Here is a 20,161-nt window from a genome sequence, read left to right as displayed (position 1 = left end):
AGCGCAGATGTTCGAACTGTCGCTTGATCTCGTTCTGATGCTTGTTGCCGCCGCCTTTGCGGCGGGCTTTGTCGATGCCATTGCCGGGGGCGGAGGGCTGATCACCGTTCCGATGCTGATGCTGGCCGGTATTCCACCCGCGCAGGCGCTGGCGACGAACAAGGTGCAGGGCGTGTTCGGCGCGGCGACGGCGGCGATCAGCTATGCGCGTTCGGGCCATGTCAATCTGCGGCGTCAGATCGGCACCGCGGCGGTGGCCTTCGCCGCCGGCATGGCCGGCGCGTTCTGCGTCACCCTGATCCCGACCGAGGCGCTGCGCTATATCCTGCCGCTGCTGCTGATCGGCATTGCCGCCTTCTTCGCGCTGAAGCCCGGCCTGTCCGATGCCGACCGAGAGGCACGGATCACCCCCGCAAGCTTCACGGCCTTCGTCGTTCCGCTGGTTGCTTTCTATGATGGGCTTCTGGGGCCGGGCACCGGATCATTCTTCATGCTGGGTTTCGTGATGCTTGCAGGTTACGGCATCCTGAAGGCAACCGCGCATACGAAGCTGCTGAACTTTGCATCGAATCTTGGCGGGCTTGTGGCCTTCGCGCTTGTCGGCAAGCCTTTGTGGATCACCGGGCTGGCGATGGGTGCCGCACAGATCGCGGGCGCTTGGGCCGGTTCAAAGCTGGCAATGCGGATCGGGTCGCGGCTGATAAAGCCGCTGCTGGTGACCACCTCGACCCTGCTGGCGCTGAAGCTGATCATCGACCTGCTTTAATGCGTCGTCATTAACGCGAAATTAACCACGCCCTGCGACTCTGCAACCATTGGGTGGGCGAGGGTGCGGGATGCTTCCGAAGGTTTTCGTGATCGGCTTCAATAAATGCGGGACGACGAGCCTGCATCGCATGTTCCGGCGGGCCGGCCACGAATCCTCGCACCACAGGCACGCTTGCGCGGATGGACGCATCGTAAAAATCGCAAGGCAAATCGACCAGAACGCGCGCGACGAGCGACCTCTGCTCAGCGGGATCGACGATGCGCAGGTTTATTCCGACATGGATCTGTGCGAGCGGCGGGTGAAGCTGTCTGGCATCAGTCGTTTCCGTGGCCTCGACGCCGACTATCCGGGTAGTCGGTTCATCCTGAATACGCGCGATCCGCTGAATTGGGTCAGGTCCCGCTGCCGACATTTCGCTGGCGGCTATCTGGATCGGTCAATGTTTCAGGCGCGCATCGCCGATCCGTCGGTCATGCGGGCTGTCTGGCTCGCCGAATGGCATGAGCACCACGCTGCAGTGCAGACATATTTCGCGGGCCGCCCCAACCAACTGCTGGTCTTCGATATCGAACAAGACAGCGCCCTCCCCCTGATCCGATTTCTGCCCGAATACGGCCTGAAGGCGGGCCAATGGCGTCATCACAATCGCACCCCAGAGGGGGTCGCGCAGCCCGTAGAAATGACATTTGCCGATCAGATGGGCAGTCCGCCATCTTCCTTGGCGGATTTCAGCACAATTTCCGAACGGACCTGCGTGACCTGAGAATGTTGCAGCAGTCGGTCATGGATGAAATCCGCCAGCGCATCCAGATCGCGGACCTGCAATTCCAGCACATAATCAGCATCGCCTGATACCGAATGCGCCGCCCGCACCTCTGGCTGGGCGGCGGCGAAACTTGCAAAGTCCTTGTCGCCCGCCGCACCGTGGCTGCGCAGATTGACGCGCGCAAAAGCCCGGATGCCGAAGCCAAGCGCACCCCCGTCCAGACGCGCGGTATAGCCACGGATCGCACCCGACTTTTCCAGCGCCGCCCGTCTGCGCGAACATTGCGAAGGTGACAGATGCACGATTTCCGACAGTTGCGCATTGGTCAGCGCCCCATCGCGCTGCAATGCGGCAAGAATCGCACGATCGAAGCCGTCATGCGTGTTATCGTCCATTTTCTCACCACTCATGCACGATTCATGCGAATTATGCTTCCGATCCGACGATTTTGCAAACCTCGTGAGCGGCTTTTGCCCCAAGATCATCGAAACCGAACAGGAGGATCACATGGGCCCTTTCCCGCATAACGCCCCGAAAGCCGAAATCAGCGACGCGAACCCGGCTGGCACCGACGGCTTCGAATTCGTCGAATTCGCCCACCCGAACCCGCAGGAACTGGACGCCCTGTTCCGCAAGATGGGCTTTGAACCCGTGGCAAAGCACAAGACGAAGAACGTGACGCTGTACCGTCAGGGCGGCATCAACTATGTCCTGAACGCAGAGCCCGACAGCCATGCCAGCCAGTTCATCAAGGATCACGGCCCATGCGCCCCCGCGATGGGCTGGCGCGTCGTGGATTCCCAGCACGCGCTGAAGCGCGCCGTCGAACTGGGTGCGAAGGAATATACCGGCCCCGGCAAGGTGCTGGATTTCCCGGCGGTCGAGGGGATCGGCGGCAGCCTGCTTTATTTCATCGACAAGTATGACGACACCGGCAGCGCCTGGGATGCGGAATATGACTGGCTGGGCGAAAAGGACCCGCGCCCGGAAGGCGTCGGCTTCTACTATATCGACCACCTGACCCATAACGTCATTCGCGGCAACATGGACACCTGGTACAAGTTCTATAACCAGACCTTCAATTTCCGCGAGATCAGGTATTTCGACATCAAGGGCAAGCAGACCGGCCTTTTCAGCCGGGCGCTGACCTCTCCCGATGGCAAGATCCGCATCCCGATCAACGAATCGGCCGATGAACACAGCCAGATCGAGGAATATCTGAACGAATATAACGGCGAAGGCATCCAGCACATCGCCGTGGCAAGCGAAGATATCTATGCCTCGACCGATGCGATTGCCGATAAGGGGCTGGAATTCATGCCCGGCCCGCCGGATGTCTATTATGAAATGTCCCGCAAGCGCGTGACCGATCATGAAGAGCCGCTGGAAAAGATGAAGAAGCACGGCATCCTGATCGACGGCGAAGGCGTGGTCGATGGCGGCACGACGCGGATTCTGCTTCAGATCTTCTCGAAAACCGTGATCGGCCCGATCTTCTTCGAATTCATCCAGCGCAAGGGCGATGACGGCTTTGGCGAAGGCAATTTCCGCGCCCTGTTCGAATCGATCGAGGAAGACCAGATGCGCCGTGGCGTGCTGAAACCTGAAGACGCTGCATGAGCTGGCGCGATATCTCGACCGCGCCGGACCCCGGCACGGTCGTCTGCACCATTGATGAGGTCGAGGGCGTCCGCGCCTTCGACCTTTCCGGTTTTCCGCTGCTGGTCATACGCGACGCGGCGGGGCTGCGCGGCTTCGTGAACCTTTGCCCACATCAATATCTACCCCTCGACTTCCGCGGCGGCAACATCCTGTCGGCCGACGGAGTGCGGCTTATCTGTTCGTCCCATCAGGCGCAGTTCGATAGCACAAGCGGCGAAGTCTGCGCCGGACCGGCCATGTGCGGTCTGGATTCAGTTCCGCTGCGTCGGGACGGCAACAAAATCACCATTGGTGATGGCTGATTCCACGCTCGGCGACATGACGTGCATCCGGATCGATCAAGCATGGCTGGCCCTCATCCATACCGCCGTGCTGCAGTTACATCGGTCCCCACAATCCTGCATTCCTGTCAAGCCCTAGATAGTTCTTGAAAGCGTCATACAAAATATTGACAGCGTGGGCCGATTCGACACAAGATGGTCGGGCTCTGGCAACGCAGGAATCATCCGAAGGCGGGACAGAAAAGGGCAGAAAAGCCCTTCCCAAAGCCCGCAGGGACAGGGGTCAGAGCTTCAACAAACCATGGTGCCGGGGCCATGGGCACGTCAGTCGGAAAAGCGCACTTTTCCGGTCGGTCGTTTTCTGCCCGGTGCCGAACAAAGGATGGGGACAGATGAGCATCACCGTTTACAGCAAGCCGGCTTGCGTTCAGTGCACCGCAACCACCCGCGCCCTGCAGGCGCGCGGCATCGAATTCGACGTGGTCGACCTGACGCAGGACGAAACCGCCTATGCGCATGTCTCGGGCCTTGGCTATCGTCAGGCACCCGTTGTCATTGCCGGCGACGCGCATTGGTCGGGCTTTCGCCCGGACCTGATCGGCCAGCTTTCCTGATCGCGGCGCGGCAATTGCATTGGCATCGGGATCATGGCGCAGCTCGTCTATTTCTCCTCTCGTTCGGGCAATACGGCGAAATTCGTCGCCCGGCTGGGGCTAGACGCGCTGCGCATCCCGATTTCCGCAACTGAGCCGCTGCCCCTGCCCGATCAGCCCTATGTGCTGATCACCCCCAGCTATTCGGACGGCGAAGGGCGCGGTGCCGTGCACCCCCAGATCGTCCGCTTCCTAAACGATCCCGCAAGGCGGGCGCTGATTCGCGGCGTCATCGCTGGCGGAAATCGCAATTTCGGACAGTTTTATGCGCTTGCCGGCCGCCGTATCGCCGACAAGCTGAATGTGCCGCTGCTTTATAAGTTCGAGCTGGCCGGCAATGAGGAAGATATCGCCCGCGTGACCCACGGGCTTAACCGATTCTGGAGAGAGACATGCTTGATGACCGCCTGAACCGTCCAAAGCCCGAGGCGAAGGACTATCACGCGCTGAATGCGATGCTGAACCTGTATGACGATGCAGGGCAGATTCAGTTCGACGCGGATCGAATGGCGGCGCGGCAGTATTTCCTGCAGCATGTGAACCAGAACACGGTGTTCTTCCACAGCCTCGATGAAAAGCTGGGCTATCTGGTGGACGAAGGCTATTACGATCCCGCTGTGCTGGATCAGTATTCCAAGAACTTCCAGCGCCGGATCTGGGACGAGGCCTATGGCAAGAAGTTCCGCTTCCCCAGCTTCCTCGGCGCGTTCAAATATTACACCTCCTACACGCTGAAAACCTGGGACGGCGAGCGCTTCCTCGAGCGTTACGAGGACCGCGTCGTCATGGTCGCCCTGACGCTGGCCCGTGGCGATGAAGCACTGGCCATGTCCCTGATGGAAGAAATCATCGAGGGTCGTTTCCAGCCTGCGACACCGACCTTCCTGAATGCCGGCAAGAAGGCGCGGGGCGAATTCGTGTCCTGCTTCCTGCTGCGCATCGAAGACAATATGGAAAGCATCGGTCGCGGCATCAACTCTGCCCTGCAGCTGTCCAAGCGCGGCGGCGGTGTGGCCCTGATGCTGACCAATATTCGCGAGCATGGCGCACCGATCAAACAGATCGCCAACCAGTCCTCGGGCGTGATCCCGGTGATGAAGCTGCTGGAAGACAGCTTCAGCTATGCGAACCAGCTTGGCGCGCGGCAGGGCGCGGGCGCGGTTTATCTGAACGCGCATCACCCCGACATCCTGCGCTTCCTTGATACCAAGCGCGAAAACGCCGACGAAAAGATCCGCATCAAGACGCTTTCGCTTGGCGTCGTGATCCCCGACATCACCTTCGAGCTGGCCAAGAAGAACGAGGATATGTACCTCTTCTCGCCCCATGACGTGCAGAAGGTTTACGGCGTCCCCTTCTCGGACATTTCCGTGACCGAGAAATATCACGAGATGGTCGACAACCCGAAAATCCGTAAAAAGAAGATCAACGCCCGCGCCTTCTTCCAGACCATCGCGGAAATCCAGTTCGAATCCGGCTATCCCTACATCATGTTCGAGGACACGGTGAATGCCGCGAACCCCATCGCGGGCCGCATCGCCATGTCGAACCTGTGCAGCGAAATCCTGCAGGTGAACACGGCGTCAGAGTTCAACGAAGACCTGTCCTATGCCCAGATGGGCACGGATATTTCCTGCAACCTCGGCTCGCTGAATATCGCCAAGGCCATGGACAGCGGCGATCTGGGCGCGACCGTCGGCACCGCGATCCGTGCGTTGAATGCCGTGTCGGAAATGTCGGCCATCGACTCGGTCCCGTCGATCCGCAAGGGCAATGACGAAGGCCATGCGATCGGGCTGGGACAGATGAACCTGCACGGCTATCTGGCGCGCGAACGCGTCCATTATGGCAGCCCGGAAGGCATTGATTTCACGAACATCTATTTCGCGACCGTGCTGTTCCACGCGCTGCGCGAATCGAATGCGCTGGCAAAAGAGCGCGGCCACAGCTTCGCGGGCTTCGAGCAGTCGAAATATGCTGACGGCACGTTCTTCGACAAATATGTCGACCGCGACTGGCTGCCCGAAACCGACCGCGTGAAAGAGCTTTTCGCCGATGCTGGTATCGAGGTCCCCACCCGTGACGAATGGACCGCCCTGCGCGACGCGGTAATGACGGACGGGCTTTATAACCGCAACCTGCAGGCCGTGCCGCCGACCGGTTCGATCAGCTATATCAACTATGCCACCTCCTCGATCCACCCGATCACCGCGAAGATCGAGGTGCGCAAGGAAGGCAAGATCGGCCGCGTTTACTATCCCGCGCCTTACATGACCAACGACAATCTGGAATTCTACCGCGACGCATACGAGATCGGCCCCGAAGCGATCATCGACACCTATGCCGCCGCGACTCAGCATGTCGATCAGGGCCTTTCGCTGACCCTTTTCTTCCCGGCAGACGCGACCACACGCGACATCAACCGCGCCCAGATCTACGCCTGGAAGAAAGGCATCAAGACCATCTACTACATCCGCCTGCGCCAGAACGCCCTTGAAGGGACCGAGGTTCAGGGCTGCGTTTCCTGCACGCTGTAAGGGGAAAGATCATGAAAGATAACGTCAACACCACCCGTGCCGTCCCCGCCGCCGTCAACTGGAACCGCCTTCAGGACGACAAGGATCTGGAGATATGGAACCGCCTGACCGCCAATTTCTGGCTGCCGGAAAAGGTGCCGCTGTCGAATGACATTCAAAGCTGGTCGCAGCTGAAACCGGCCGAGCAGACGCTGACCATTCGCGTCTTCACCGGGCTGACGCTGCTGGACACGATCCAGAACACCATCGGTGCGCCTGCGCTGCTGCCGGACGCGATCACCCCCCATGAAGAAGCCGTGCTGACCAATATCGCCTTCATGGAGGCGGTTCATGCGCGCAGTTATTCCAGCGTGTTTTCGACGCTGTGCCAGACCTCGGAGGTGGACGAGGCCTTCCGCTGGTCGTCAGAGAATGAGCAGCTTCAGGCCAAGTCACGCTTGATCGTGGATGAATATGATGCGGCCAGCCACCCGCTGAAGAAGAAGATCGCAAGCGTCTTCCTGGAAAGCTTCCTGTTCTATTCGGGCTTCTATCTGCCGATGCACTGGTCGTCGCGCGCGCGGCTGACCAACACGGCCGACCTGATCCGCCTGATTATCCGGGATGAAGCAATACACGGCTATTACATCGGCTATAAATTCCAGCGCGCACTGGAAAGAGCCAGTGAGTCAGAGCGGGCAGAGCTGAAGGATTTTGCATTCTCTCTCCTCTTTGATCTCTACGACATAGAAACCAAATACACCGAAACCCTTTACGATCCGGTTAACCTGACCGAGGACGTGAAGACCTTCCTGCATTACAACGCCAACAAGGCCCTGCAAAACCTGGGATATGAGGCCCTGTTTCCGCCGGAAGCATGCAAGGTTTCGCCCGCGATTCTGGCCGCGCTTTCGCCGAATTCGGACGAGAATCACGACTTCTTCTCTGGCTCCGGCTCCAGCTATGTGATTGGCAAGGCAGTCGCGACCGAGGATGAAGACTGGGATTTCTGATCCCAGCCGGATGAGCCTAACGGGCGCGCTTCGGCGCGCCTTTTTCATGCCAGCTTTTGCCGGTCAGGCGCCGCGCAACCAGCATTCCTTTGCGGAAACGCTGATTCGGCCCTATCCTTGCTGAAGGGATTTTCCCTTTTCAGAAAGGAACCGCCATGTTCCGCATGATCCTTCCGACCGCATTCGTCGCATTTCTTACTGTCCCGAGCTTCGCACAACAGGCTGAGCCTGTACCAACGCCACCACCGGAGCCTGAAGCGCAGGCCGCACCGGAGGCGGACGGGAATACTTCTGACCCGCCACCGATCCTGCCGGCGCAAGGAAGCGGCTGCAGTCGCGCCAAGCAGATGACCTCATAACCGTCGATTGTGCCGAGAGGCGCGCCGCGCAATCCGCGGCGTGCTTTCCTGCGCGCATTCCGGCGTTGAGGTCACACAAACAGCAAACGCGGCCTTACACAGCCGCATTCTTACGCCTGCTCAAGCGCCTCGCTCTCCCAGTCCTGCGAAAACGCTTCGGTCGCGCGCTGACGGGCGCGGCGCGCCTCTTTCTCGGCAGCGCTGCGATCACCGAACCGCGCGACGGCCGCAAGACAATCCTGCAACGTCTCCTGCACCTCAAGGATACCGGCCCCATCACGTGCGATGGGCGCGAAGAAGACCGAATAGACATGCGCTTCGTTCAGCGGCGGCGCAAAAACCAGATCGCATTTCACCTCGTCCTTGCCATCGACCCTTTCGTGAAGAAGCTCCAGCACCCGCGTTCCGGCGCGAAGCACCTCGATCGCGGTTCCCGGATCATTGATGCCGGGCGACAGCGCCTTGCTCGCCACCTCGCTCAGCACGGTCATGCCATAGGCCAGATCCTGATCGAAGCTACGCGATTCCCCCAGAGAGAAGGCGCGGCGCAGCGCATCCACCTGGTCCTCGGCAACGGGGCTGGTCAAGCGCAGCAATGCCTCGCCGCGATGAACGTATTTTCCGGGCATCCGCATGATCTCGACCTTGATGCCGGCGTCTTTCGCCACGGCTTGCAAGTCCTCAACATCCACATAGCGGACATAGCCGGACTCTTCCGAAGAGACGAGCGGAAGGCCGTCCGGCAGGGCGTCCTTCTGTGGAATGGCACCAAGCGCAGGCCGGTCGCGATATTTCCGGGCGGAAGGCTTCGCCGCATCCTCGATCCGGGTGATGATATCGCTCATCCTTCCGAATTCGTTCAGGTGGTTCACCCAGCGAACCAACGCCCAGGCGATAAGGGCGATATCGCCAAGCGTCGCGACAAACAGCAGGATTCGCGCCTTGTCGGGGTAAAGCCCCGCCGAAAGCCCGATAATTCCCACGATGCTGAACAGGAACGACCCGATAAAGATCGACACGGCGGTCTGCGCGGTGTGATCTTCCTCCAGCAGGCGCGTCGCGCGCGGCGTCGCGTTCGACGTGGCAGAGCCATAGGCCCCGACGATGATCGACATCGAAAAAGTCGTCACCGCCAGCATGGACGAGGCGATGATATTCAGAAGCGAGTCGACCGACCCGGATGCCAGGTCAATCTTCGGGATATAGGGCAGCCAAGGGCCGACGAAAGGCGCGGCCGATGCCAGCACGACCCCCGCCAGGCTGTACAGGATTACCCGCACCCACATTTTGCGCAACTGCTCCCGCAGCCGCATCGCCCATCCGGTGTCGAGCCATCTTGTCATCATATATCCCAGTTCCGCCGTCCGGGCATGTTTGACAGATCACGCGGGGGCGTCAACTTGGGGTCAGCTCGGCATGCCTGCGCCGCAATACGGGTAAGCGGTGTTTTCGGCCTGCCACGGGATCGCAGCGCAACTCCATAAATCGCGCTACGCCCAGGACTGACGGCCATCAAGATCAGCGCTTACCGTGTAAATTTCTTGTATTTCACGCGCTTCGGCTCCACCGCATCCGGTCCGAGACGACGGATCTTGTCGGCTTCGTAATCCTCGAAGTTGCCCTCGAACCATTCGACATGGGCGTCGCCTTCGAACGCGAGGATATGCGTGCACAGCCGGTCAAGGAAGAAGCGGTCGTGGCTGATGATCACCGCGCAGCCGGCGAAATCTTCCAGTGCCGCTTCCAGCGCCTGCAGGGTTTCCACGTCCAGATCGTTGGTCGGTTCGTCCAACAGCAGCACGTTGCCGCCCGCTTTCAGAAGCTTGGCAAGGTGGACACGGTTGCGTTCGCCGCCGGAAAGCTGGCCGACCTTCTTCTGCTGGTCGCCGCCCTTGAAGTTGAACGCCGACGCATAGGCGCGGCTGTTCATCTGCGCGTCGCCCAGCACGATCTGTTCGGCCCCACCGCTGATTTCTTCCCAGACGGTCTTGTCGCCCGCCAGCGCGTCGCGCGACTGATCGACATAGGACAGATTCACCGTGTCGCCATAGGTCAGTTCACCGGCGTCAGGCTGTTCCTGCCCGGTCAGCATGCGGAACAGCGTCGATTTACCGGCACCGTTCGGGCCGATCACGCCGACAATGCCACCCGGCGGCAGGTTGAAGGACAGATCCTCGATCAGCAGCTTGTCGCCCATGGCTTTTTTCAGGCCCTGAACCTCGATCACCTTGCCGCCAAGGCGTTCGCCGTTCGGAATAATGATCTGGGCGCGGGAAAGCTTTTCACGCTCTGACTTGCCGGCGAGTTCGTTATAGGCGTTGATCCGGGCCTTCTGCTTAGCCTGACGGGCCTTGGCACCGGCGCGGATCCATTCCAGTTCGCGTTCCAGCGTCTTCTGCTTGGCCTTGTCTTCGCGCGCTTCCTGTTCCAGCCGCTTGGCCTTCTGTTCCAGCCATGCGGAATAGTTGCCCTCGTATGGAATGCCGCGACCGCGATCCAGTTCGAGGATCCAGCCGGTGATGTCGTCAAGGAAATAACGGTCGTGGGTCACGACCAGAATGGTGCCGGGATATTCGATCAGGTGCTTTTGCAGCCATGCAATCGTTTCGGCATCAAGGTGGTTGGTCGGTTCGTCAAGCAGCAGCATGTCGGGCTGTTCCAGCAGCAGCTTGCACAATGCGACGCGGCGGCGTTCACCGCCTGACAGGGTCGACACATCGGCATCGTCGGGCGGGCAGCGCAGGGCCTCCATCGCGACATCGATCTGGCTGTCCAGATCCCACAGATTGCCGGCGTCGATTTCATCCTGCAGCGCGGCCATCTCCTCGGCCGTTTCGTCGGAATAATTCATTGCAAGCTCGTTATAGCGGTCGAGCTTCGCCTTCTTTTCCGCCACGCCCAGCATGACGTTTTCGCGCACGGTCAGGTTTTCATCCAGCTGCGGTTCCTGCGGCAGATAGCCGACCTTGGCACCTTTCGCGGCCCACGCCTCGCCGGTGAAATCCTTGTCCATCCCGGCCATGATCTTCAGCAGCGTCGATTTACCGGCACCGTTCACGCCGACGACGCCGATCTTGACGCCCGGCAGGAAGTTCAGGCGGATGTTTTCAAAGACCTTCTTCCCGCCGGCATAGGTCTTGGACACGCCGTCCATGTGATAGACGAATTCGTAATTGGCCATGAGGTCCTCGCAAAAGGGATTTGGGCGATATCTAGGTGATCGGCGCGCGAAGTTGAAGCGTCAGCGCAGCAGAGCGTTGAATTCGGCGTCGAAATTCTCTGCAAGAAACGCGTACTGGTCCGCAAAGCGGCTGGCAAGCGTGGCGTCCAGATGGGCAGGGGGCGCGGCATTGCCGCGTGTCGCGAAAACGCGCCTTTCAAGGCCGGTATAACGATGCGCCTTCAGGCCAAGAAAGCCTTCTATGCGTGCCATCAGCCCCGCAGGATCGGACTGGATCATCCCATAGGGAAGAAACAGAAGCCGGTCCGGCCCGAATTGCGCGCGCCAGCGTGAAATATGGCCCGCATAATCGCCGCGTGAGTCCAGGACAGGGTCGTCAGCCTCGTTCAGCCACTCCTCTGCACCAGAGGGAGAGCGACCCTTTCGCTGAAGATTCATCCGAAGCTGCGAAATCGCGCGCTCGACTGGATCGCGGATCAGATAGATGAACTGCGCATCGGGCAGATACTCTGCAACATGTGCGATGCCCTCGGCCGGAAGACCGGAATAGGCGGGGGTAATGTCGACAGGCCGCGCATCTGGCGGTGCCGGCGCGAAAATGGCGCGGTACCAGTCGTCGGTGAATTGCGGGGGCGCCTCCAGCCGCGCCAGATAGTCCGACAGCGCCGCAGGCACCGGCTTGCCCTGCCGGTCATAGCGCGCGCGCAGGTTGGCTGCGGAATTGCTTACATTCCTGCCCGTCCAGGCGCGGTTCTCGGGACAGAAGAGGTGGTCGAAGTAATGCGCCTCTTTCAGCGGCGACGTCCAAAGCTGGGGGTGCTGATCCAAAGCCGCATGAAGCCAGCTTGTGCCGGCCTTCTGCGCACCGATACCGATAACCGACGGCTTTCGCGGCTGGGGCTTATCCGCCCATTTCAGCATCCCTGCCGCATGCGCCCCGCCTTTCGCAACCACAGGTGCAGCAATCTTCGCGGCCGGTCGCGCAGGCGGCGTCGAAATTGAAGGGGCTGGCGCGTCGAGATCAGCCACAAAGGCGGGCCCGAACCGCTCGCGCAGGAAATCGTATTGGCCCGCGAAGCGATCCCTCAGCAAGGCCGGAAGCTCGTCCGGGACCGGCGGTGCCGCGCGACCCGCGTGCACGCGCGCGCCAAGCTTCGGATAAGCGTGCCTCGCTATGCCCAGAAAAGCCTCGACCTCGCGCATCACGCCCTCCGGATCGGTGGAGATGCGGCCATATGGCAGGATCAGCAGCCGGTCCCGTCCGAAATGGGCCTGCCAGCGCGGAATAAAGCTGGCATAGTCCCCACGATCCGCAAGATCGGGATCGTCGATATGACGCAAATAGCCTTCCGGGTTCTTCGGAAGCAGCTTGCGCCGCCCTAGATTCATCCGCAGTTGCGATATCGCGCGGCTGACCGGGTCGCGGATCAGATAGATGAATTTTGCGCGCGGCAGGAACGCGGCGACATCGGCCACACCGGCTTCTGGCAGGGTTGAATATTCGGGCGTGGTATCCAGCGGCAGCATTCCGCGCGGCGCGGCCGCGAAGGCGCGGCGATACCAGTTCGGCGTGAACATCGGCTCTGCCGTCATATCGACAAGATAGCGCACCATCTCGTCGGGCATTTCCTGTCCGCGCGCGGCAAAACGCTTTTCGGTCGCACGCACGGCCTCTCGGAAATGCCATGGAAGCCATTTACGGTCCTGCGGACGATGACGTGCGTTGAAATAATGGACCTCCTTGAAGGGTGTGGTCCAGATTTTGGGGTGCGCGTTCAGTTGCTCGTGCAGCCAGCTTGTCCCGGCCTTCTGGGCGCCGATGCAAAGCACGCGCGGCTTGCGCGGCTTGCCGTCGGCGTCCCATGCCTTCATCAGGGCCTGCCCCAAAGGTCGTATTCGCCCGCCTCGTCCACTGTCACGCTGACGATATCGCCAGGTTTCAGGGCCTCGAACCCCTCGTCGATGAACAGGTTGCCGTCGATTTCCGGCGCGTCTGCCTTGGTGCGGCAGGTCGCGCCATCTTCGTCGACCTCATCCACGATGACGTCCATGCGGGTGCCGACCTTCGCGGCCAGCTTCGCTTCGCTGATGGCCTGCGCCTTTTCCATGAAGCGGTCCCAGCGATCCTGCTTTACCTCTTCGGGGACATGATCGGGCAGGTCATTGGCCCGCGCACCAGCAACGTTTTCGTATTGGAAGCAGCCAACACGGTCCAGTTGCGCCTCGTCCAGCCAATCCAGCAAGGTCTGAAATTCTTCTTCCGTTTCTCCGGGATAACCGACGATGAAGGTCGAGCGCAGAGTGATATCAGGGCAATCAGCGCGCCATGCGGCGATTTCGTCCAGCGTCTTTGCTGCCGCTGCAGGCCGAGCCATGCGTTTCAGCGTGTCGGGATGGGCGTGCTGGAAGGGAATATCCAGATAGGGCAGCACCAGACCCTCGGCCATCAGCGGGATCAGGTTGCGCACATGCGGATAGGGATAGACGTAGTGCAGCCGCACCCATGCGCCCAACGATCCCAGATCACGCGCGAGATCGGTGATATGGGCACGGTGGCCACGATCTTCGGCATGTTTGAGGTCCACCCCGTAGGCCGAGGTATCCTGCGAGATCACCAGCAATTCCTTGACGCCAGCGGCGACCAGCTTTTCAGCCTCGCGGACAACCGCATGGGCCGGGCGGCTGACCAGACGGCCGCGCATGTCGGGAATGATGCAGAACTTGCAGTGATGATTACAGCCTTCCGAGATCTTCAGATAGCTGTAATGGCGCGGCGTCAGGCTGACGCTGCTGGCCGGCAGCAGGTCCACGAAGGGGTCGGGCGCGGGCGGGACCGCGCCATGCACGGCGTCCAGCACCTGTTCGTATTGATGCGGGCCCGTGACCGCCAAAACCTTCGGATGCGCGCCGGTGATATAGTCCGGTTCGGCCCCCAGACAGCCAGTGACGATGACACGGCCATTCGCGGTCAGCGCCTCGCCAATGGCGTCAAGGCTTTCGGCCTTGGCGCTGTCCAGAAAGCCGCACGTGTTCACGATGACCGCATCGGCACCGGAATAATCGGGGCTGATGGCATAACCTTCGGCCCGCAGACGGGTCAGGATGCGTTCACTGTCCACCAGCGCCTTGGGGCAGCCAAGGCTGACCATGCCAATGGTCGGCTGGCCGTCGCGGCGCGCGTCAGGGATCGCAGCGCGGGCAAGGTCGGGGCGTAGCTGGGGCGGGTTCTGGCTCATGGCGCTGTCAGATAGGGTCAGTCCCATTCAAGCGCAAGCCATGCAGGATGAACAGGCCCAAGTTCCCCGACCGGACGCTCCGGCCGGGGCAGGGCGCGTCACCTGTCCGGCACCACCGACGCCAGCGCGATGATCGACACCCCGTTCGAGATAAGCTCCACCGCCAGAAGCACGCCCAGCAAGGTCGCGACAGAGGCCGGGAAGCTGCCGAAGATCATCACGGCCAGCACGATTGCCAGCGCCCCGCTGAGAAGCACCATCCAGAACGCACTTGTGCCGCGCAGCGAAAATGACAGGATCACCCTGAAGATACCGGTGACAAGGAACAGCACGCCGGCCGCGATGGTCAGCGTGACCATGCCGCGCAAGGGGTTCGCCAGCAGCTCGATCCCCATGAGAACCAGAAGAATGGCAATCAGCACCGCCCAGATCTTGCCGGCCCATCCCTCAATGCGAAAGGCCAGAACGATCTGAAGAATACCGACGATCAGAAAGCCCCAGCCAGCAATCTGTTCCGCCGCGAATGATGCAGCCAGCGGATTCGCCAGCGCGAATATCCCGGCGAGGATCGACACGACGCCGAGAATGATCCAGAGAACACGTCCCATGATATAAACTCCTTATGAAATCGCGCGCGAGGCCATGCTGTCACGATCGCCGGCGGGGGCAACGAGCAATCGGGTTTTTGGCGGTATTTGCGTCGGTGCTGTGCCAAAAAAGCCCTCGGCCGGAGGCGAGGCGACACGGGATCACGCAGCTGTGGCTTTTCACCGGACCGGTCGCGACGCAGAATGCCGGCATGAAACGCTTCCGCTCTTTCCGCCTGCTGGTGACAGTCCTGACGCTTTGCCTCTTGCCAGCATTGGCTGGGGCCGAGATCACCGAAAACAGACGCTTTATCGACGTGATCGACCACAAGGGCGGCAATGTGCTGGACATGGTGAAGCTTCGCTCGCGGCTTGAAAACGGACGAAAGCCGGTTCGTGTCCGCGGTTATTGCCGGTCAGCCTGCACGATGCTGATAACAATGAACAATGCGTGCCTTGGCCCGAAGGCGACCGTGGGCTTTCACGCGCCACGCATCCCCGGCACCGCCATCATCCCGCCCTATGTCGACCAGATCATGGCCAGCTATTACCGCAACGGAATCCTGAAGAAATGGAATCAGGAATGGCGTGGATCGCTGAAGATGCATGTCATCACGGCACGCGACTATGTGCGGCTGGATCCGCAGACCAAGATCTGCGACAGCATTCCCGTCCGCAACTAGCCCTCGTCCTATTCGCGCAGACGCCAGCCGGTCAGGAAGATCCAGCGGATCGCGAACATGCAGAGCGCGATCATCAGCCCGACCGCGAAAAGCGACAGCCCGACCGGCACGTCGGCCATATCGAAGAAGGACCAGCGAAAGCCCGAGATCAGGTAAAGCACCGGGTTCAGTTTCGCCACTGCCTCCCAGAATGGCGGCAGCATCGAGGCCGAATAGAAAGCACCGCCAAGAAATACCAGCGGCGTGACCACCATCAGCGGGACGACCTGAAGCTGTTCGAAATTCTTCGCCCAAAGCCCGATGATGAAGCCCAGAAGCGAAAAGGCGAAGGCGGTCAGGAACAGGAAGGCCAGCATCCAGAACGGATGCGCAATATGAACGCCGACGAAAAAGAAGCTGGTAATCAGGATCAAGAAGGCAATCAGGATCGCCTTCGATGCGGCCGCGCAGACAAAGCCCGCCGTCACCTCGATCCAGCCGGCCGGGGCGACGAGATATTCATAGATCGTGCCCGAGAATTTCGGGAAGTAGATCCCGAAAGAGCCGTTCGAGACGGACTGCTGCAACACTGTCAGCATCATCAGGCCGGGCACGATGAATGCGCCATATGCGATGCCTTCGACCGACTGGATGCGTCCGCCGATCGCCGCGCCGAAGACCACGAAATACAGCACCGTCGAAAGCACGGGCGATGCGATGGATTGCCAGATCGTGCGGAAAAACCGCTGCATCTCGTGATTATAGATGGACCTGATTGCGCCGGTATTGATCATGCCGCGCCCTCCTTCTCTTCGTCCGAGACGAGTGACATGAACACTTCCTCAAGGCTCGATTGCTTGGTCGAGACATCGCGCACACGGATACCCAGACCCGACAGTTCCGCAAGCAGAGAACCGATGCCGGTCCGGTCCGAGCGCGTGTCATAGTCATAGCCAAGCCGCAATCCGTCGGCGGACAACGTCAGCCCACGCGCGGTCAGTTCAGGCGGGCAGCGTTCAAGCGGTTCATACAGGTGGATCGTCAGGTGCTTCTTGCCGAATTCGCCCATCAGTTCGGCCTTCGGTTTCATCAGCAGCAGCGTGCCGTGATTGATGACTCCGATCCGGTCGGCCATTTCTTCGGCTTCTTCAAGGTAATGCGTCGTCAGGATGATCGTCACGCCATCGCGGCGAAGCTGATCGACGACCTGCCACATCTCGCGGCGCAGGGCGACATCGACGCCTGCCGTGGGCTCGTCCAGAAACAGCACTTTCGGATTATGAGACAGCGCCTTGGCGATCAGCACCCGGCGCTTCATGCCACCCGAAAGCTCGCGCGTCTGCGCGTCTCGTTTTTCCCACAATGACAGGCTGCGCAGCACCTTTTCCAGATAGGCGTCGTCGGGTGCAGCGCCGTAAAGCCCGCGCGTGAAACGCACGGTATTCATCACCGTCTCGAACGGCTCCAGCGTGATCTCCTGCGGGACCAGCCCGATCAGCTTGCGTGCGGCGCGCCAATCGGTGCGGATGTCATGCCCACCCACGCGAACCGTGCCACCCGTCGGCACGACCAGCCCGCAGATGATCGAGATCAGCGTCGTCTTGCCTGCCCCGTTCGGGCCGAGCAACGCGACGATCTCGCCCTCGTCAATGTTCAGCGAAACGTCGTCCAGGGCCCTCGGGCCATTGGCATATTGCTTGCTGAGATGGTCGACTTCGATAATCGCGCTCATGGGCGACTCCTTCCGATTTCGACGGCACGCTAGTGCGCGGGACTGGGCTTGTCCATCTGCGGCGGCCGGCGCTTCAGCGTCAGCGCAAGGATCAGCGCCAGCGCCACGCAACCTGCGGCCGCGATCATGAAGGCACGCTGATAACCCCAGGTGGTGATGATCGGCTGGCTGACAATCGGCGACAGGAACTGGCCAAGGAAAAACGCCGATGTGACAAAACCCGACACCAGCCCCCGCCTATGTGCAGGCGAAGCGTTCAGCGCCGTGGTGACGAAAGTCGGCACGCAGAAGCCAAGCCCTGCCCCGATCAGCGCCGTGCCCAGCATGGACGCCACCAGCGTCGATGCGACCGACAGCAACGCAAAGCCTGCCGCCAACAGCGCATAGCCCGTAACCGGCGTCCCGATCCGCCCCAGCCACGGTCTGACCCAGCCGGAAACAACGGCCATCACTGCGGCCGAAAACATCATCGCGGCCATCACCTCGCCCGCGTAATGCGGATCGGCCAGGCCGATATCGACGAGGTGATAGGGAAGCTGGGTCGGGATGGAATAGAAGATCACGAAAGTCAGGATCGCGGCAATCGACATGGTGGCGACCGTTGCGGGCCAGCCCGGCTCTCCCGGATCGGCGGGGTGGGCCTGATCCACGCCGCCAGCGGTCCGCTTGGGTTCGGGCAGCAGCCACCACAGGATCGGGAAGAAGGCCAGCGACAGGGCATAGATCAGGAAGGGCAGCCGTGCGCTGTGTTCGGCCAGCATTCCCGCCGTCATGACAAAGACCAGCCCGCCCAGATTGACGGCGCCCATCTGATAACCCATCAGCCGCCCACGCGCCGGGCCTTCGAAATAATCCCCGATCAGCGCCGCTTGCGCCGTCATGATGGCCGCGACGCCAAGACCAAGCACCAGACGGCTGACAAGGATCATTTCCAGCGATTGCAGGTAAAGCCCGGCGGTTCCCGCAACAGCATAGACCAGCAGCCCGAAGAACAGTGCCGGTCTGCGGCCCAAGCGGTCGATCAGCACGCCCGCAAAAGGCGCGACAATAGCCACTGTCAGCGACGGCGCTGTGACCAGCATTCGGGTCAGCAGTTCGGCATTCGGGTTGTCGGAAAACAGTGCCTGAATGCCGGGCAGGGCTGGCGTGATGGTGGCGTTCGACATGATTGTCAGCATCGCGGCAAGCATCACGCCCCACGCGCGCGGGTCGAGCAATATGCGGTCCATGGATCGGCCTTCTGACAGACAGGACATCGCAAGATGCTGCGCGTTGGCAGCCCGAAAATGCGGGCGGTCCCGAAAAATGGATATGGCGGCCTGTGCCGGGCCGCCTTGCGCCTTACTTGGGCCAATCGGGGCGCCGCGTCAAGATGCCGCGCCCCCCGGTCGCCCTAGCCCCGAGCCGCCTTGACGCTGTCCTCCAGTATATCCAGCGCTTCGGCAAAGACATCGTCAGGGATCGTCAGCGGTGCGAGAAAGCGGATCACGTTCCCATAAACGCCGCAGGTCAGCAGGATCAGGTTGCGGCTCAAGGCTTCTTCGCGCACGCGGTTGGCCATTTCCGGGTTCGGCTTGTCGGTGCCCGCGACATTGAACTCGACCGCATTCATGAAGCCGGGGCCACGAATATCGACGATCTCGGGCACCTCGTCGCGCAGGCCCGCAAGGCGCTGCTTCAGCCGCTGCCCCAGCCGTTCAGCGCGGTCGCAAAGCTGTTCCTCCTCGATCACGTCCAGCACCGCATGGGCTGCGGCGACGCCCAGCGGGTTGCCGGCATAGGTGCCACCCAGACCGCCGGGGCCGGGGCTGTCCATGACCTCTGCCCGGCCGGTGACGGCCGAAATCGGCAGACCACCGCCCAGCCCCTTGGCCATGGTGGTTATGTCGGCGGCCACGCCTGCATGTTCCATTGCGAACAGCTTGCCGGTGCGCGCAAAGCCTGTCTGCACCTCATCCGCGATCAGCAGGATGGAATGGGCATCGCAGATCTCGCGCAGCTTTTGCAGGAAGGTGGCGGGGGTTTCGTAAAAGCCGCCCTCGCCCTGCACGGGTTCGATGATGATGGCGGCGACGCGGCCGGGTTCCAGATCGGCCTTGAACAGCCGGTCGAGCGCGGCAAGCGCATCCTCCTCGGTCACGCCATGAAGATCGTTCGGGAAAGGCAGATGCCAGATGTCGTTCATCATCGGCCCGAAACCGGCCTTGTAAGGCTGCACCTTGCCGGTCAGCGCCATGCCCATGAAGGTGCGCCCGTGAAAGCCGCCCGCGAAGGACACAACCGCCGGTCGCCCGGTATAGTGCCGCGCGATCTTTACCGCGTTTTCCACCGCCTCCGCGCCGGTCGTGGCGAAGATGGTCTTCTTCGGCCCATCGCCGGGGACAAGATCGTTCAGCCGCTCGGCCAGGGCGACATAGTTTTCATAAGGCACGACCTGATGGCAGGTATGGGTGAATCGATCCAGCTGATCCTTGACCGCCGCCATGACTTTGGGGTGCCGGTGCCCGGTGTTCACCACCGCGATTCCGGCGGCAAAGTCGATATAGCGGTTTCCGTCCTTGTCCCAGATCTCCGCATTCTCGGCCCGGTCGGCATAGATCTGCGTGGTCATGCCCACCCCACGGGAAATGGCGGCGTTCTTGCGGTCGGTCATCGTGGACATCGGCGCCTCCTGCGAATCTGTCGGGCGATGCTAGCCGGGCTTGCCCGCCGCGAACAGGGGCTGCTTGCGTCCGGACTCTGGC

19 protein-coding genes are annotated in these 20,161 nt (G+C 61.1%); 9 read left to right on the top strand and 10 right to left on the bottom strand.

Features of this window, described 5'->3' with window-relative positions; all coding sequences use genetic code 11:
• The first annotated feature begins 7 nt into the window (after positions 1-7).
• Entirely contained in the window at positions 8-766 is a 759-nt protein-coding gene (locus FQV27_RS14785) for a TSUP family transporter (protein ID WP_147099967.1), read from the top strand.
• Between the two features lie 70 nt (positions 767-836).
• A complete protein-coding gene (locus FQV27_RS14780) occupies positions 837-1,532 on the top strand; it encodes a sulfotransferase (RefSeq protein ID WP_147099965.1) in 696 nt (231 codons plus the stop codon).
• Here FQV27_RS14780 and FQV27_RS14775 read toward each other — a convergent pair.
• Positions 1,463-1,945: an Lrp/AsnC family transcriptional regulator gene (locus tag FQV27_RS14775; RefSeq protein WP_147099963.1), complete on the bottom strand. Its 483-nt coding sequence runs from the start codon at positions 1,943-1,945 to the stop codon at positions 1,463-1,465. The genes FQV27_RS14780 and FQV27_RS14775 overlap by 70 nt on opposite strands.
• Positions 1,946-2,042: 97 nt before the next feature.
• Here FQV27_RS14775 and hppD point away from each other — a divergent pair, with 97 nt between their 5' ends.
• The 6 genes from hppD to nrdF all read left to right on the top strand — a co-directional run bounded on the left by hppD (position 2,043) and on the right by nrdF (position 7,660).
• Positions 2,043-3,155, top strand: a complete 1,113-nt coding sequence (gene hppD / locus FQV27_RS14770; RefSeq protein ID WP_147099962.1) for a 4-hydroxyphenylpyruvate dioxygenase — start codon at positions 2,043-2,045, stop codon at positions 3,153-3,155.
• Positions 3,152-3,499 (top strand): Rieske (2Fe-2S) protein, encoded by a 348-nt coding sequence (locus FQV27_RS14765; RefSeq protein WP_147099960.1) that lies wholly within the window; start codon positions 3,152-3,154, stop codon positions 3,497-3,499. The genes hppD and FQV27_RS14765 overlap by 4 nt, the downstream gene beginning before the upstream one ends.
• A gap of 371 nt (positions 3,500-3,870) precedes the next feature.
• Positions 3,871-4,092, top strand: a complete 222-nt coding sequence (gene nrdH / locus FQV27_RS14760; protein ID WP_147099958.1) for a glutaredoxin-like protein NrdH — start codon at positions 3,871-3,873, stop codon at positions 4,090-4,092.
• A 33-nt stretch (positions 4,093-4,125) separates the two neighbouring features.
• The gene (gene nrdI, locus FQV27_RS14755) at positions 4,126-4,542 is read left to right on the top strand and encodes a class Ib ribonucleoside-diphosphate reductase assembly flavoprotein NrdI (RefSeq protein ID WP_147099956.1); all 417 of its coding nucleotides are present in this window, start codon (positions 4,126-4,128) and stop codon (positions 4,540-4,542) included.
• Positions 4,524-6,668 (top strand): class 1b ribonucleoside-diphosphate reductase subunit alpha, encoded by a 2,145-nt coding sequence (nrdE, locus tag FQV27_RS14750; RefSeq protein WP_147099954.1) that lies wholly within the window; start codon positions 4,524-4,526, stop codon positions 6,666-6,668. Before nrdI ends, nrdE begins: the two co-directional genes overlap by 19 nt.
• A gap of 11 nt (positions 6,669-6,679) precedes the next feature.
• Positions 6,680-7,660, top strand: a complete 981-nt coding sequence (nrdF, locus tag FQV27_RS14745; protein ID WP_147099952.1) for a class 1b ribonucleoside-diphosphate reductase subunit beta — start codon at positions 6,680-6,682, stop codon at positions 7,658-7,660.
• Positions 7,661-8,129: 469 nt separating this feature from the next.
• Here the strand turns inward: nrdF and FQV27_RS14740 are convergent, their stop codons facing one another.
• The 5 genes from FQV27_RS14740 to FQV27_RS14720 all read right to left on the bottom strand — a co-directional run bounded on the left by FQV27_RS14740 (position 8,130) and on the right by FQV27_RS14720 (position 15,044).
• On the bottom strand, positions 8,130-9,362 hold the full coding sequence (locus tag FQV27_RS14740) for a DUF2254 domain-containing protein (RefSeq protein ID WP_186827314.1): 1,233 nt from the start codon (positions 9,360-9,362) through the stop codon (positions 8,130-8,132).
• Positions 9,363-9,544: 182 nt separating this feature from the next.
• A complete protein-coding gene (ettA, locus tag FQV27_RS14735; protein WP_147099947.1) occupies positions 9,545-11,200 on the bottom strand; it encodes an energy-dependent translational throttle protein EttA in 1,656 nt (551 codons plus the stop codon).
• A gap of 60 nt (positions 11,201-11,260) precedes the next feature.
• Positions 11,261-13,072, bottom strand: a complete 1,812-nt coding sequence (locus FQV27_RS14730) for a sulfotransferase (RefSeq protein ID WP_147099945.1) — start codon at positions 13,070-13,072, stop codon at positions 11,261-11,263.
• On the bottom strand, positions 13,072-14,436 hold the full coding sequence (rimO, locus tag FQV27_RS14725) for a 30S ribosomal protein S12 methylthiotransferase RimO (RefSeq protein ID WP_147099943.1): 1,365 nt from the start codon (positions 14,434-14,436) through the stop codon (positions 13,072-13,074). Before rimO ends, FQV27_RS14730 begins: the two co-directional genes overlap by 1 nt.
• 98 nt (positions 14,437-14,534) lie before the next feature.
• Positions 14,535-15,044 (bottom strand): HdeD family acid-resistance protein, encoded by a 510-nt coding sequence (locus tag FQV27_RS14720; RefSeq protein WP_246133120.1) that lies wholly within the window; start codon positions 15,042-15,044, stop codon positions 14,535-14,537.
• Between the two features lie 191 nt (positions 15,045-15,235).
• Here FQV27_RS14720 and FQV27_RS14715 point away from each other — a divergent pair, with 191 nt between their 5' ends.
• Entirely contained in the window at positions 15,236-15,706 is a 471-nt protein-coding gene (locus FQV27_RS14715) for a hypothetical protein (protein ID WP_147099939.1), read from the top strand.
• Positions 15,707-15,714: 8 nt separating this feature from the next.
• Here the strand turns inward: FQV27_RS14715 and FQV27_RS14710 are convergent, their stop codons facing one another.
• The 4 genes from FQV27_RS14710 to FQV27_RS14695 all read right to left on the bottom strand — a co-directional run bounded on the left by FQV27_RS14710 (position 15,715) and on the right by FQV27_RS14695 (position 20,079).
• Positions 15,715-16,476 (bottom strand): ABC transporter permease, encoded by a 762-nt coding sequence (locus tag FQV27_RS14710; RefSeq protein WP_147100006.1) that lies wholly within the window; start codon positions 16,474-16,476, stop codon positions 15,715-15,717.
• Entirely contained in the window at positions 16,476-17,417 is a 942-nt protein-coding gene (locus FQV27_RS14705; protein WP_147099937.1) for an ABC transporter ATP-binding protein, read from the bottom strand. The genes FQV27_RS14710 and FQV27_RS14705 overlap by 1 nt, the downstream gene beginning before the upstream one ends.
• 29 nt (positions 17,418-17,446) lie before the next feature.
• Positions 17,447-18,646: an MFS transporter gene (locus FQV27_RS14700; RefSeq protein WP_147099935.1), complete on the bottom strand. Its 1,200-nt coding sequence runs from the start codon at positions 18,644-18,646 to the stop codon at positions 17,447-17,449.
• Positions 18,647-18,810: 164 nt separating this feature from the next.
• Positions 18,811-20,079, bottom strand: coding sequence for a 4-aminobutyrate--2-oxoglutarate transaminase (locus FQV27_RS14695; protein ID WP_147099933.1), 1,269 nt, complete (start codon positions 20,077-20,079; stop codon positions 18,811-18,813).
• Positions 20,080-20,161: the final 82 nt, after the last annotated feature.

It is taken from the genome of Paracoccus aurantiacus (assembly GCF_007993065.1).
Lineage (GTDB): Bacteria > Pseudomonadota > Alphaproteobacteria > Rhodobacterales > Rhodobacteraceae > Paracoccus > Paracoccus aurantiacus.
This window is presented reverse-complemented; position numbering and strand designations above follow the sequence as displayed.

Bases quoted from the DNA above. Each gene is read 5' to 3' on its own strand.
- FQV27_RS14785 (WP_147099967.1), top strand. From the start codon at position 8: ATGTTCGAACTGTCGCTTGATCTCGTTCTGATGCTTGTTGCCGCCGCC.
- FQV27_RS14780 (WP_147099965.1), top strand. From the start codon at position 837: ATGCTTCCGAAGGTTTTCGTGATCGGCTTCAATAAATGCGGGACGACG.
- FQV27_RS14775 (WP_147099963.1), bottom strand. From the start codon at position 1,945: ATGAGTGGTGAGAAAATGGACGATAACACGCATGACGGCTTCGATCGT.
- hppD (WP_147099962.1), top strand. From the start codon at position 2,043: ATGGGCCCTTTCCCGCATAACGCCCCGAAAGCCGAAATCAGCGACGCG.
- FQV27_RS14765 (WP_147099960.1), top strand. From the start codon at position 3,152: ATGAGCTGGCGCGATATCTCGACCGCGCCGGACCCCGGCACGGTCGTC.
- nrdH (WP_147099958.1), top strand. From the start codon at position 3,871: ATGAGCATCACCGTTTACAGCAAGCCGGCTTGCGTTCAGTGCACCGCA.
- nrdI (WP_147099956.1), top strand. From the start codon at position 4,126: ATGGCGCAGCTCGTCTATTTCTCCTCTCGTTCGGGCAATACGGCGAAA.
- nrdE (WP_147099954.1), top strand. From the start codon at position 4,524: ATGCTTGATGACCGCCTGAACCGTCCAAAGCCCGAGGCGAAGGACTAT.
- nrdF (WP_147099952.1), top strand. From the start codon at position 6,680: ATGAAAGATAACGTCAACACCACCCGTGCCGTCCCCGCCGCCGTCAAC.
- FQV27_RS14740 (WP_186827314.1), bottom strand. From the start codon at position 9,362: ATGACAAGATGGCTCGACACCGGATGGGCGATGCGGCTGCGGGAGCAG.
- ettA (WP_147099947.1), bottom strand. From the start codon at position 11,200: ATGGCCAATTACGAATTCGTCTATCACATGGACGGCGTGTCCAAGACC.
- FQV27_RS14730 (WP_147099945.1), bottom strand. From the start codon at position 13,072: ATGAAGGCATGGGACGCCGACGGCAAGCCGCGCAAGCCGCGCGTGCTT.
- rimO (WP_147099943.1), bottom strand. From the start codon at position 14,436: ATGAGCCAGAACCCGCCCCAGCTACGCCCCGACCTTGCCCGCGCTGCG.
- FQV27_RS14720 (WP_246133120.1), bottom strand. From the start codon at position 15,044: ATGGGACGTGTTCTCTGGATCATTCTCGGCGTCGTGTCGATCCTCGCC.
- FQV27_RS14715 (WP_147099939.1), top strand. From the start codon at position 15,236: ATGAAACGCTTCCGCTCTTTCCGCCTGCTGGTGACAGTCCTGACGCTT.
- FQV27_RS14705 (WP_147099937.1), bottom strand. From the start codon at position 17,417: ATGAGCGCGATTATCGAAGTCGACCATCTCAGCAAGCAATATGCCAAT.
- FQV27_RS14700 (WP_147099935.1), bottom strand. From the start codon at position 18,646: ATGGACCGCATATTGCTCGACCCGCGCGCGTGGGGCGTGATGCTTGCC.
- FQV27_RS14695 (WP_147099933.1), bottom strand. From the start codon at position 20,079: ATGTCCACGATGACCGACCGCAAGAACGCCGCCATTTCCCGTGGGGTG.